Source organism: Mycobacterium sp. NPDC004974, assembly GCF_053600815.1.
The window spans coordinates 87,937-100,887 of record NZ_JBSGAQ010000014.1 but is presented as its reverse complement, the minus strand read 5'-3'; the positions used below and the strand labels follow the sequence as shown (position 1 = coordinate 100,887).

12 protein-coding genes are annotated in these 12,951 nt (G+C 66.0%); 2 read left to right on the top strand and 10 right to left on the bottom strand.

What is annotated here, in order from left to right:
* Positions 1-17: 17 nt before the first annotated feature.
* The 10 genes from ACWEFV_RS25885 to ACWEFV_RS25840 form a co-directional block, all read right to left on the bottom strand.
* Positions 18-2,435: a CaiB/BaiF CoA transferase family protein gene (locus ACWEFV_RS25885; protein WP_450072268.1), complete on the bottom strand. Its 2,418-nt coding sequence runs from the start codon at positions 2,433-2,435 to the stop codon at positions 18-20.
* A gap of 81 nt (positions 2,436-2,516) precedes the next feature.
* A complete protein-coding gene (locus tag ACWEFV_RS25880) occupies positions 2,517-3,476 on the bottom strand; it encodes an enoyl-CoA hydratase/isomerase family protein (protein WP_135456818.1) in 960 nt (319 codons plus the stop codon).
* Entirely contained in the window at positions 3,469-4,602 is a 1,134-nt protein-coding gene (locus tag ACWEFV_RS25875; protein ID WP_135456820.1) for a M24 family metallopeptidase, read from the bottom strand. Before ACWEFV_RS25875 ends, ACWEFV_RS25880 begins: the two co-directional genes overlap by 8 nt.
* Positions 4,592-5,860: a M24 family metallopeptidase gene (locus tag ACWEFV_RS25870; protein WP_450072267.1), complete on the bottom strand. Its 1,269-nt coding sequence runs from the start codon at positions 5,858-5,860 to the stop codon at positions 4,592-4,594. The genes ACWEFV_RS25875 and ACWEFV_RS25870 overlap by 11 nt, the downstream gene beginning before the upstream one ends.
* Complete coding sequence (locus tag ACWEFV_RS25865; protein ID WP_135456824.1) at positions 5,857-7,026, bottom strand: amidohydrolase family protein; 1,170 nt, start codon at positions 7,024-7,026, stop codon at positions 5,857-5,859. Before ACWEFV_RS25865 ends, ACWEFV_RS25870 begins: the two co-directional genes overlap by 4 nt.
* A gap of 50 nt (positions 7,027-7,076) precedes the next feature.
* Positions 7,077-8,252 (bottom strand): cytochrome P450, encoded by a 1,176-nt coding sequence (locus ACWEFV_RS25860; protein WP_450072316.1) that lies wholly within the window; start codon positions 8,250-8,252, stop codon positions 7,077-7,079.
* Positions 8,253-8,307: 55 nt separating this feature from the next.
* Positions 8,308-8,502: a ferredoxin gene (locus tag ACWEFV_RS25855; protein WP_135456828.1), complete on the bottom strand. Its 195-nt coding sequence runs from the start codon at positions 8,500-8,502 to the stop codon at positions 8,308-8,310.
* Positions 8,499-9,218: a TetR/AcrR family transcriptional regulator gene (locus ACWEFV_RS25850; RefSeq protein ID WP_450072315.1), complete on the bottom strand. Its 720-nt coding sequence runs from the start codon at positions 9,216-9,218 to the stop codon at positions 8,499-8,501. Before ACWEFV_RS25850 ends, ACWEFV_RS25855 begins: the two co-directional genes overlap by 4 nt.
* A gap of 126 nt (positions 9,219-9,344) precedes the next feature.
* Positions 9,345-10,154: an SDR family NAD(P)-dependent oxidoreductase gene (locus ACWEFV_RS25845; protein ID WP_135456830.1), complete on the bottom strand. Its 810-nt coding sequence runs from the start codon at positions 10,152-10,154 to the stop codon at positions 9,345-9,347.
* Positions 10,151-10,975, bottom strand: a complete 825-nt coding sequence (locus ACWEFV_RS25840) for an alpha/beta fold hydrolase (RefSeq protein WP_135456832.1) — start codon at positions 10,973-10,975, stop codon at positions 10,151-10,153. The genes ACWEFV_RS25845 and ACWEFV_RS25840 overlap by 4 nt, the downstream gene beginning before the upstream one ends.
* Positions 10,976-11,166: 191 nt before the next feature.
* Here ACWEFV_RS25840 and ACWEFV_RS25835 point away from each other — a divergent pair, with 191 nt between their 5' ends.
* Both ACWEFV_RS25835 and ACWEFV_RS25830 read left to right on the top strand, forming a co-directional pair.
* The gene (locus ACWEFV_RS25835) at positions 11,167-12,210 is read left to right on the top strand and encodes an alpha/beta fold hydrolase (RefSeq protein ID WP_135456834.1); all 1,044 of its coding nucleotides are present in this window, start codon (positions 11,167-11,169) and stop codon (positions 12,208-12,210) included.
* A gap of 80 nt (positions 12,211-12,290) precedes the next feature.
* Entirely contained in the window at positions 12,291-12,950 is a 660-nt protein-coding gene (locus tag ACWEFV_RS25830; RefSeq protein ID WP_286175091.1) for a class I SAM-dependent methyltransferase, read from the top strand.
* Position 12,951: the final 1 nt, after the last annotated feature.

Sequence of the window (12,951 nt, the reverse complement as noted above, 5' to 3'; positions counted from 1 at the left end):
TAGCGGCTACACCTCTCTCAGCGCGCCGCCTTGCGGCGTCCGCCGACCCCGGGTTCGGTGCCGATCACGCCATCGGAGGCCAGTGTGGCGATCTCGTCATCGGACAGCCCCAGTTCGGCCAGCAGTTCGTGATTGTGCTCGCCGAGCAGCGGTGCGGCCTGCCGATGCAGCGCCCGTGGCCCATTTGCCAGTGAGACGGGCAGGGTGCTGTGCGGTGCGGCGTTGTTCACCGGATGCCCGACGTGTTCGAAGAACCGCCGGAACCGCACTTGGTCGAGGTCCAGCTGCCGGTGCGGCTGCATCACCTTGGCCACCGGAATGCCCACCGGCCACAGGGTTTCGACGATCTCGTCGCCGCTGCGCGGTAGACACCAGGCGGCCAGCTTCTCGTCGATCAGATCGTGGTGCGCCCGCCGCCCGTCGGCCGAGTCCAATGCCGGATCCATGGCCCAACCCGGCTGCCCGATCGCCGTGCGCAGTGCGACCCACTGGGCATCGGTGCTGACTGCGATCGCCACCCAACTGTCTTCGCGACCGAACTCGTCGATCTCGGCGCTCCGGTAGATGTTCTGCGGCGCCGCGGCCGGCCCACGGTTGCCGTCGCGCTGCAGCAGCGCACCGTAGGCCGAGTACTCGATGACCTGTTCGGCGGCGACGTTGAGTGCCGCATCGACCATCGCGGCCTCGACGAGCGCTCCCCGTCCGGTATTGCGCCGGTGCTCGAGTGCGAGCATCAACCCCGACAATGCGTGCACCCCGGCATTGGGGTCCCCGATCGAATACGGTTCGAACGGAGTGCGATCCGGGTAGCCCGTGAGCCAGCTCAACCCAGAAGCGTCCTCGATGATGTACGCGAACGCCGGGTTGTCCCGCCACGGCCCGTCCAGCCCGAAGCCGGGCATGCGCACCATGATGATGTCCTCGCGCAACTCCCGCAGCGAGTCGAAGTCGAGCCCGATCTGCTCGATCACCCTCGGGGTGAAGTTCTCCACCACCACGTCGCAGGTGGCGATCAGCCGGCGCAACAGATCCCGGCCCTGCTCGGTCTGGAAATCCAGCGTCAGGCTCTTCTTGTTCGTGTTGAGCGCACTGAAGATCGGCGAGCGTTCCCACCACTGCTCGACGGTGGCCGGGATACCCGCGATCAACCGGGTGCCGTCCGGGCGCGGGGTCGACTCCAGATGGATGACCTCGGCACCGAGCATGCCCAGCGGATGGGTGCACGACGGCCCGGCCCAGAACGTGGTCATATCGAGCACACGCAACCCGCTGAACGGCAGCCGATCCCCGCCGGGTACACCGACCGGCACATCGCGCGGGGTCAGCTCCGTAGCCCGGATCTCTTCGGTGTGCTCCCCCAGACGGGGAGCCGGCGCCGCCTCACGCAACGCAGCACCTGACAGCCGGTACGGTGCGGCGGGCTGGGTGAACCCGCGCTGCGGATTCCGGATGAACGCCTGCCGCTGCACGAAATGGTCCATGGCGGTGACGTTCTCACCGTTGCCGACCGGTGAGTTGGGGATCCGGAACGCCGCGGCAAGTTCACGGAGGTCGTCCGCTCGCTGCTCACGCACCCACGCGTACAGCTCCTCGCCATGCAGGTTGGCCTGCTCGGTGATCGTGAGCTCCGAGGTCTCGTCGATCCATTCGTCGTGACCCGACATCGCACACAGGTCCCACCACTGCTGGGCGGTGCCGCACCCGAGTGCGACCAGACCGTCGGCCGCCTCGGCGATCCCCGGAACCGTGGGCTTTCGCTCGCTGCGCCACGGGCGGCCCAGCATTTCGAAGTAGGTGACCGGGTAATACGTCAGCCCCAGGATCTGGGCCTCCAGCGCCGACAGATCCACCAGCTCGCCGTGGCCGTCACGAATCGCCCGCGCTCGGAATGCCAGCGTCATCGCCGCCGCGTACGCACCGGCCAGCCACTCGCCCACCTGCCCGCCGATCGATACCGGCGCCCGGTCCTGCACGCCCCGCCCGATCCCGATCGCGCCACCTGACCAAGCCTGCAGAGTGAACTCGGTGGCGGCCCGGCCACTCCACGGCCCGTCCAACCCGAACGGTGTGATCGTCGTGACGATCAGATGGGGATGCCGCCGAAAGAGATCCTCGGGTGCCATCGACTGGGCGACGGACGATTCCGGAGACCAGATCACGGCGTCGGCGGCTGCCACCAGCCGGTCCAGCAGTTGCGGGTCGTCGGGAGGGACGACCACACTGCGTTTCCCGCCGGCCAGGAAGGCGAACAGGGCGCCGTCCTCATCCGGGCCGATGTGTGCACCCGAGGCCGACCAGCGGCGCAACGGGTCACCTTCGGGGGCCTCGACTTTGATCACATCTGCGCCGCCGTCGGCGAGGATCTTCGTGGCGTACGCGCCGGCGATCCCGCTGGACAGGTCGATGACGATGTACCCGTCAAGTGGTGCTGTCATGTCCGCTCTCCCGCCGAAACCGCATTCCAGCAGGCGGCCACTCGCACTTTCACTGCTGGAATACCGTTTCGGCGCACTGAGTCATTCGGGTTTCGCCCTGTTCTTCTTGGACAGCCGGAAATCGGGCGGGAACTTGCTGTCGTTGTCATTGACCGCGGCCGACAGCCCCGAATCGATCGACTCGAACATGTCCAGGTCGTCATCGCTGTCGTTGGCCACCCCGTTGCCCATCGACTCGAAGAACGCGCTCAGCAGACTGCCCATGTATTCGCCCTGCTGCTGTTTGAAGATCTCGAAGAACATCTTCTGCTGAAAGACGGTGTCCACCGGCCTGTTCCGGGTACAGGCCAGCGCGTACTTCTGCACTTCGGCTTCCAGCTGATCGCGGGCTACCACCTTGTTCAGGAAGTTGCAGTCGTACATCTCCGCGGCGGTGAACGGCCTTCCGGTGAAGACCATCTCCTGGAACTTCCGCAGGCCCATCATCTGGACCCACGTCCACATACGTGGCCCCCAACCGTGATACCGGAACGACGGATGCCCGAACAGGGCGTCATCGGACGAGATCACCAAGTCGGCGTCCGCGCACTGGTAGAAGTGCCAGCCGTAGCAGTAGCCCTTGGCCTCGACGATGCTGATCTTCTTGAAGTCCTGCAACGCGCGGTTGCCGGCCTGGGAGTTCGCGTACCACGAACTGATCGTGGCGCCGTTGCGGAAGGTGCCCTTTGGCGGGTACGTCACCTCCCCGACTCCGTCGTCCTCCAGGCGCAGCTCGGCCAGGCGGACCGACGGATTATCGTTACCCTCCATGAACTCCGGAAGGTCTGCCCCGCTGCCCAGGTTGTCCCCGACGCCGCGAATGATCACCACCTTGACGTCGTTGTCGGCATTGGCCGCTCGCAGCACGTCGGCATAACGCAGCCGGGCCATCGAGGTCGGCGCGTTGAGGAACTCCGGCCGGTTGAACGTGATGGTGGCGATCTTGGTCTTGGGGTCCTTCTCATAGAGGATGATCTCCTCCGGGGTGGGTCGCTCAGGCATGTGCCGCCTCACTGTCTGATGGGGCCTGGGTTAGTACCTCGGGACCGTCGGCGCCGATGACGACGGCATCCCGGGTGAACACCGCGCCGATGCCCCGCTCCCAGACGTAGCCCGTAACGGCGAGGACCATGCCTTCCTCGAGGATGTCGGCCTCGGCGGTCGCCCGCAGGTTCGGGGACACCACCGGCGGGTCGAATCCCAACCCGAGCCCGTGCGCCACCGGCATCGCCGGTAGCGGTTCGCCGGCCTGCTCGTACGCATCCAGCAACGCGCTGGTCGGCTTACCGGCACGGCAGGCATCGATCAGCCTGTCCCACAGGTCATCCCGACGTCGGTACAGCGATCGAACCGCATCCGTCGGTTCACCCACCGATACCGTGCGCGCGACCTCCGCGACGTAACCGTCGGCGAGCACACCCGCTGACAGGGCCACCAGGTCGCCCTCGCTCACGCGGCCATCGCGTTCGGCACGGCGCCACGGATGGTCTTTCGAGGTGACCCACGCAGCGTCCTGCGTCGCCGGGGTGCTCACCCCGCCGGCCGCCTCGGCCTCCAATATCGCACCGGCAAGGCGCTTCTCGGTGGTTCCCGGAACCAGTTCGGCAACGCCTTTGGCCAGTCCTTCCTCGGCGACGGCCAGTGCCCGCCGCAGCGCCAGGATCTCCTCGGGGGTCTTCACTCGGCGCGCAGCCCTCATCGCCTGCTCGCCGTCGACCAGCTCCGCGTTCGGGAAGGCCATCGGCAACAGCTTGGCGAACGTCGGTGTCAGGGCATCGGTTCCGATGCGCCACGCCGAATCGGAACCCTTGATGCCGCGCAGCACATCGACCAGAGTCATCGGGTTCCACGCGAATCCGTAAAGATTCTCGTGTGGGATCTCCTCGGGGATGCCCTCGTCCCACGTGCTGTTCAGGTGGATCTCACCCGTGGCGCGGACGAACGTGCAGATCGGCCCGAAGGGCCTGGTACCCACCACCCACAGTTGCGGGGCGCCGGAGATGTACCGCACGTTGGCCTGCCTGCCGAGTACCAGCGCGTCGAGGTCATGGGCCTCCATCTGGGCAATGGCGCGCTCCCGTCGGCTGACGCGCAGTGCCCGGCCGTCGGCCTCGATTTCAGTTCCCACGGGACACCTCATAGGGGTCGTACGGATATGCGGTCAGCGGCGTCCAGCCGCCCTCGGTTACCACCACGATCTCCTCGCCGCGATAACCGCCGGTGCCGTCCTCCCAGACCACCGGCTCGAATACGAGCAGCATGCCTTCGGGGAAGACGAAGTTGTCGTCCCACTCCTGGCCGAGATCCGTTCCAATCATCGGCATTTCAGCTGCGCTGGTACCGATGCCGTGGCCCAGGTAAAAGTGCGGCAGCCACGGCTTCTGTCCGCCGCCGGCTTCCGTCGCCGCCCGGCCGAGGTCGCCACAGGTGGCACCGGCCTTGGTGACCGCGAGCACCGCATCTACGATGCGACTCCACTTGTCGAACTGCTTCTGCTGAGCGGCCGTCGGGTCCTGCCCGACGATCCATGTCCGCCCGTGGTCGGAGCAGTAGCCGTGGTAGGCGATGGACACGTCGGTCCACAGCACATCGCCCCGCTGCAACTCTCGCTCGGTGGTCAACAGCGGCAGCGCAAGATCACCGGTGGTGGTCCAGGTACCTTCCGCCTTAGACGCGGGCATGGCCTGCCAGATCGAGTCGAACATGTTGGTCGTGGCGCCCAGTTCGAAAGTGCGGCGCACGAATTCGGCAGACAGATCGATCTGGCGCACGCCGGGCGCCAGCGACTTGTGGATCTCGGCAACGGCCTGTTCGGTGATCTGACAGGCCCGGCGGACACAGGCGATCTGGTCGATCGTCTTGACGAGTTTCGCCGCACCGACCACCGGGGCGGCATCCACCGGTGCGCTGGGGAACAGTGCACTGCCGGCCAGCCGCATCGCCCCGGTCAGCTCATCGGTGGCGATCGTCGCGCCGGCGGGCACCAGCCCGGCCAGGACCTTCGCGAATTGAGCGACACCCTCGTCGAATTCGAGATAGACCGGTCCGTGCAGGTGATCATCGGGCAACCCGGTTTCCATCGCCGCGCCCTCGCGGAACGGCAGGAACAGGTGCGGGTGTTCGTCGTCGGCCAGCACGACCGCGATCGGCCGCTCGACATGCGACAGTCCCGCGTCGGCCAGCGGCCAGGCAATGCCGGTGGCGTACATGACATTGCCGTTGCCGAGCAGCACGAGCGCGTCCACACCCTGGTCCGCCATCGCGGCGTGCAGGCGCGCACCGACCTCTCGACGCATCCGGGCGAGGTCAGGCTCGTCGGGTATGTCGAGCGGGGTGAACCCGGTACGGGCGATCTGGGTGACGCCCGTTTGAGTGAGAGCGCTCATAGAAGCCCCAGGAACTTCTGAATGTTGGTGGACACGATCTTGACCGCGTTCTCCGGTCCGACCGCCTCCACAACGGTCGCCAGTGACTTCTCCGAGTAGCCGAAGGTGCTCTCGTTGTGCGGATAGTCGCTGGACCACATCACGTTGTCGACACCGATCTCGTCGATCAGCCGCAGCCCCAAGGGGTCCACCATGAACGACGCGGTCATGTGCTTGCCCCAGTAGTGCCGGACGTCGTGCTGCAACTCGTGGTTGAACATGTGCCGGTAAGAGGCCAGCATGTGCTCAGCGTCCTGCAAAGCCGTTGGTACCCAGGCAATCCCGCCCTCGAACCAGCCGATCTTGAGATTCGGATGCCGATCGAGGATTCCGGAGAAGACGTACTTGGCGAACTGCTCACGGAACGAGTCGACGTTGACCATCATGCCGACCACGACGCTGTTGTTCTCGCACGGCGTCTTGGGCGGCGTCTCGCCGATGTGGTGGCTGACCGGGATACCCGAGGCCTCGATCTCGTCCCAGACCGCGTCCATCGAGGTGCTGCCGTAGTCGTAGATGTTGCCCTCGTCGTCCTTGCCCGGATTCAGTGGCAGCAGGAACGTCTTGAGCCCGAGCGACTTCAGCTCCTCGAGGGTGCTCCGGGTGCCCTTGGGGTCCCACCAGTTGATCAGGCCGACACCGTAGAAGTGTCCGTTCGACTGCTCCTGCAACGCGGCGATGTGCTCGTTGTAGATCCGGAACACCCGCTCGCGCAGCGACTTGTCCGGGTAGTGGAACAGAGCCAGCACCGCATTGGGGAAGGCCAGCTCCTTGTCGATGCCGTCCTCTTTGAGCTCGCGGATGCGCGCCGGGATGTTGTTCGACGCGGCTCCGGCCAGGTCGTCGTACTGCATCAGGACGCGGCCGAAATCGCCCCCGGTCCAGGCCTTGCCCTTCATCCCGACCATGTAGGCGCCATCCTCGTACCAGATCCGCGGCGCGGCGCCCTTGAGCTCCTCGGGGAAGCGCTCGAAGAAAATATCGTCGGCCACCGAGATGTGGTTGTCGGCCGAGAAGATCTCCGTGCCGCTAGGAAGCCCCGTGAGGCCGCCTTCTGTCGCATGGCCCCGGCGATTCTTCGGTGCACCAAAGCCTTCCGGCGGATAGAGGGTCGTTGAAGCAGTCATCTGTGGTACTCCATTCGGGCTGTAGGGGCTGAAGGCCGGCGTACCGGCAATTACCACGTCACGGGAAGCTCGTAGACGCCATAGGCGAGACGGTCGTGCTTGAACGGCACCTCGTCGAGCGGAACGGCCAGGCGCAGGGTCGGGATCCGGCGCAGCAGGGTGTGGAAGACGATCTGCAGTTCGGCGCGGGCGAGCTGCTGACCGACGCACTGGTGGCGGCCGTAGCCGAAGCCCAGCTGCTGGCCGGCGTCGCGGCTGAGGTCGAGCTTCTCGGGCTCCGGGTAGGCCTTCGCGTCCCAGTTGGCCGGGGACAGATCGATGATGACGCCGTCACCGGCGCGGATGGTCTCGCCGCCGATCTCGATGTCCTCCAGCGCCACCCGGCGCTGGCCGGTCTGGATGATGGACAGATAACGCATCAGTTCCTCGACCGCATTGGCGATGACCTTGGGGTCCTCGGCATTACGCAGGAAGTCGGCCTGCTCGGGGTTCTCCAGGAGCGCCAGGATGCCGATGCCGATCATGTTGGCGGTGGTCTCGTGCCCGGCGATCAGCAGACCGGTGCCCAGCTGCGCGGCCTCCTTGACGCTGATCTCCCCCGCAGTCACCCGCTCGGCCAGATCGGACACCGCGTCCTCGGACGGGTTCGCCTGCTTCTCCTCGACCAGATTGATCAGGTACTGGTGCAGGCTCATCGCGCCCTTCTGCATGGCGTCCGCTGCGGCGTAGCGGGCCAGGCCGGCGTTGGCGTGCTCCTGGAAGAACTCGTGGTCTTCGTAAGGAACACCGAGCATCTCGCTGATCACCACGGTGGGTACCGGCAAGGCCAATTCGGCCACGGCATCGGCTGGTTTCGGGCCGGCCAGGATCTTGTCGATGCACTCGTCGGTGACCTTCTGAATCGCCGGCCGCAGACCCTCGACGCGCTTGAAGGTGAACGGCTTGGACAGCATCCGACGGAACCGGGTGTGCTCCTCGGCATCCGAGGTGAACACCGACCGCGGCCGCTTGTCCACGGTGGAGAGCATGTGCTCGTTCCAGTGCGGGAAACCATCGATCCGGTCGTCCACACTGATCCGGGAGTCTGCGAAGAGGGTCCGGGCCTCTTCGTGACCGGAGATCAGCCACGGGGTGCTGCCGTTCCAGATCTTCACGCGGAACAGGCCTTTGGGGTTGCCCAGCATGGGCGGCGGCGGCGCGAAGGGGCATCGCACGTCGCGCTCCATCGGGTATTCGGGGATGTCTACTTCGGTAACGGTTTCGGACACGTCATTCCTCAGGTCAGTCTTGGATCTCGATGGCTAGGGCTGGGCAGGCCGCTGCGGCGCGGCGGGCGTTGTCGGTCTGGTCCGGACCGGGTGCGGGTTCGAGCAGGACGACGACACCGTCTTCGTCACGCTGGTCGAACACCTCACTGGCGTTGAGTACGCACTGCCCCGACGAAACGCACTTGTCCTGGTCGACAGTGACTTTCATATGAGGTCGCTTTCTTGAGTAACCGGCGCCATCCACAGGCCGACGATGGCGTCGATCAATCCCGAAGCCGCGCCCTGCCAGGACGCCCGCGGCACGTTGCCGCCCTGGGCCATCGCGCGCTCCCGATCGGCGCAGCTGTGCATCAACAGATTGCGCGCCATGATGTTGCGTTCGGCGCGCACCTCGGCGGGCAGTTCAGGTAGGCAGTTGTTCATCCCCTCGATGACCTGCACCAGCGACTGCGAACTCAACGCGTCGCGGACCACGATGTTGTGGTAGGCCGGATCGGTCATCACCTGGGCGGCGAACCTGGCGTACCAGGTCGGGTTACCCAGCGCCGCAAGGTGATCGGTGAGCGGCTGCACCAAGCAGGAGACCCAGTCCCGGAGCTCGGCCGAATCGCCGGTGTCGGCAACCATCTGCTCGCGCAGGTACTCGATCGGCCCGCGGTGCTTGTGCTCGATCGCGCGGACCAGATCCGTCTTGGTGCCGAAGTGGTAACCGACCGCCGCGTTGTTGCCCTGCCCGGCCGCTTCGCTCACCTGGCGGTTGGACACCGCGAACACGCCGTGCTCGGCATACAGCCGTTCGGCCGCCTTGAGGATCGCCTCCTGGGTACTGCTCGCCCGATCGGCGCGGGCGGTCCGGTTGGCTGCTGTCACCGTTACAGTCAACGCCCCTCCTGTAATTAAGTCAAGCAGTTGATTTAAATTGATCGCAGGCAAGTCGAAGCCACCGGATTGCGCCTGGCACTCGGTCCAGACCGGCGTTGAGATTGCGGCCATGGTCGCGGTTCGCCGCAGATCAGGACCCTGAACGCAATCTCAATCGGTCAGGCGGGCCTACTTGGACTTCCGGACGATGACCTTGCCCGCGACGGTGCCGCCGTCGATCGGCAGCACGGTTCCCGTCACGTACCGCGACCGGTCTGTCGCGAAGTAGACCGCCGCCTCGGCAACGTCCTCGACCGTGCCCTCCCGTTTGAGCGGGCGGTCGTTGCGCATCTGGGCCCGGATCCCCGCCTCGAACTCTTCGATGCGCTCACGCTCGTCGGGCGCGGCCGACTTGGCCACGATCGCCGTACGGATGTTGCCCGGAGCGATGGCATTGACCCGTATCTCGTAGTGGGCCAATTCGATCGCCGCGGACTTGGTGAACTGGATGACCGCGGCCTTCGACGCGCGGTACGTCATCACCCCGCCGCCGGCCTGAATGCCGCCGATCGAGGTGAGGTTCAGGATCGAACCGCCCCCGTGCTCGGACATGTACCGCGCGGCATCACGGGTACCGGCCATCACCGCCCGGACGTTGATTCGCATCACAGAATCGAAGTCGGCGAGATCGTCGTCGAGAAACCGGCGGTGCATCCGGCCCGAGACCCCGGCGTTGTTGACCATGACGTCCAGACCGCCGAAGGTCTCCACCGCGGTCGACACGAGCCGACCCACCTGATCGACGTCGCCGACGTCGGTGAACAGGAACCGGGTGTTCTCGCCCAGCTCGGCGGCCAATGCCTTGCCGCGGTCCTCGTCGACGTCGCCGATCATCACCTGGGCGCCCTCGGCGGCGAACCGGCGCACCAATCCTTCGCCGAGACCCGACGCACCGCCGGTGACGATCGCGACTTTTCCGGCCAACTCATTGCCTGTCATGACACCTCTTTCAGGAATTCCAGCAGCACCGTGATGAGCGCGGCGGGCTGTTCGATCTGCGGGCAGTGCCCGGCACCGGGAATCACCGCACTGCGGGCACCGGCGATCTGGCCGGCGATTTCGGCGGCCCAGCCGGGCGGCAGCAGCTTGTCACGATCCCCCTCGATGATCATGGTCGGCACACCGATGCGGTCATATGCCCGTTGCGCCGACGGCATCGCCGGTGCCTCCAGGCCGGGCCGCCGAAATCGGGCCGCGGCCAAGGTTTCCCAGGCCCCCGGCGCGATGCTCGACTCGTACCGCCGCTGCACGTAGGCCTCATCGGCCGGATAGGCCGGATCGGCGAACAGTGCGGTGACGATGCGTCGCATCCCGTCCAGCGTGGCGTCATAGTCGTACAACGCCGCCGAATGTTCGTTGCGCTGGATCTCCCCTCCCCCGCAGATCGCGGTGAGCGACCGCGCAGGGAGCCGCGGCGCATCCGAGGTGGCATCGACCAGCAGGTTGATCGCGCCCATCGAATTGCCGACGAAATGGGCTTCATGGACGCCGAGTTCGGCGCAGAACCGGGCGATGTGCCGGATCCGCATGCCCCGGCCGTCGTTGAAATCGATAACTTTGGCACTCCCACCGAACCCCAACATGTCGGGGGCGAGCACCCGGTAGTTCTCGGCGAGCGCGTCGATGGCGCGCTCCCAACCCAATTCGGCACCGGCGCCGAACTCGCCGCCGTGCAACAGGACGACCGGGTCACCCTGACCGGCGTCGAGGTACCCGGTGGTCAGGCCATCGACGTCGATGGTCTTGCGTGCGAACTCCACGGCCACACGATACTGATGTTTTCTCAATTGGAGAACATCATTCTCAGAAGTATCGGATGACCACAGTGCTTAATCTCGCGTACGACGCTCGGCCGACTTCGCTGTGAGCCGATGAGCTGGGAGATCAATGACGCCGTCGGTGACGAACGGAAGCTGTGCACAACCAGGCTTCATGCGTAGCCTGATTGACGATGCTGGAGAAGTCCGAGATCCGGTTCCTTCCCCTCGGCGCCCGTCGAGTGGCCTACGAAATTCGTGGGGACGGTCCACCGCTCGTTGCTCCGGCATGGTGGGTGAGCCACCTCGAACTCGACTGGCAGAGCGCGAGCTTCCGGCGATTCTGGGAAGGGGTCTCGGACGGATACACACTGATCCGCTATGACCGCCTCGGCGTCGGCATGTCGGATCGTGCTCTGCGAGATTCGGATCTGAACCTCGATGAGGAGGTTGCGACACTGCGCGCGCTTCTCGACGAGCTCGGGCTCGAGCGCGTGTCGCTCATCGGCGGCTCGTCGGGAAGTTGCACCGCCATCGCATTTGCCGCGGCGTATCCGCAGCGCGTCGAGCACTTGGTGCTGTACGGGTCGTACCCCACCGGTGCGGCACTGACGGCACCGGGTGTGGGTGACGCGATTCTGACTGCGGTACGCGCACATTGGGGATTGGGCTCTCGTCTGCTCAGTGACATCTTCCTCGGCACCGCGGACGCTGCTGAGCACGAGCGCTTTGCCCGGTTTCAACGGGAAGCGGCGACCGCCGAGACCGCCGCCGCCTTGCTGGATCTCGCCTATCGCCTCGATGTGCGCGAACACCTACCCCTCGTTCGCCAGCCTGCGCTGGTCGTGCATCGTCGTAACGACCGCGCAGTGCCGTCCCGGCTCGGCCGTGAGGTCGCGGCCTCGATATCGGGCGCGACGTTCATCCCGTTGCAGGGAAGCGCACACTTCCCTTGGCACGGTGACACCGATTCCGTGGTCCGCGCATGCCGCCAAGCCCTGTCACCGGCGCAGCCGTCGCGGCCCCCTGCCGGCGGGCCGGAATCGGTCCTACTGTCCCGTCGTGAGCGTGAAATCCTCGCCTGCGTTGCGCGCGGTCTCGGTGATCGCGAGATCGCCGAGCAGCTGGTGCTGAGCCCACATACCGTTCACCGACACGTGGCGAATATCCGCCGCAAGCTGGGTCGCACCTCGCGAACGGCGGCTGTCGCGGAGGCCGCGCGTCTCGGACTCCTGTGAGATGGCCGGAATGGGCCATCCGCCGAAGATGGCCGCGTTGAGCGATGCGCGTACGACACGGGTGTTCGTACGTTCGTGGCATGACCGACATTGTGAGTACTGAACTTCAGCCGAGACCGTCATCGCCGACGTGGCTTCGGATCATGGCGCGGGTGTACGACCCGTTTCTCTGGATGGGTGAGATCGCAGGAATGCGCCACCGGCGGCATACTCTGCTGGCCGGCGCCCGCGGTCACGTCGTCGAGATCGGCGCCGGTACAGGCCTGAACATCGCGCACTACCCGAATGGGATCGCGGAGCTTGTGCTCACCGAACCCGAGCCGGGCATGCGCCGGAAGCTCGCGCACCGTTTGCCGCGGTACGAGGGCGTCGCGCGGGTCGTCGACGCGCGTGCGGAGCGACTGCCGCTGGCCGATGCCTCCGTGGACACGGTTGTTTCGACCCTCGCCCTGTGCACCGTCGACGATCCCGGAGGTGCGCTGCGCGAGATCGCCCGTGTGCTCCGCCCTGACGGGCAGTTGCTGTTCATCGAACATGTCCGTGCGAGCTCACGGCTTCTCGCGGCGTGCCAGGATGCCCTGTTCCGACCGTGGCGCAGCTTTGGTGGCGGCTGCCACTGCAATCGTCAGACAGTGGAACTGATGCGGGCGTGCGGGTTCGCCGTCGCAGCCGATGACGGCATATGGCGGGGCATGCCGGCGATCGTCCGTCCGCTCGTCGTCGGCCGGGCCACATTGTGAT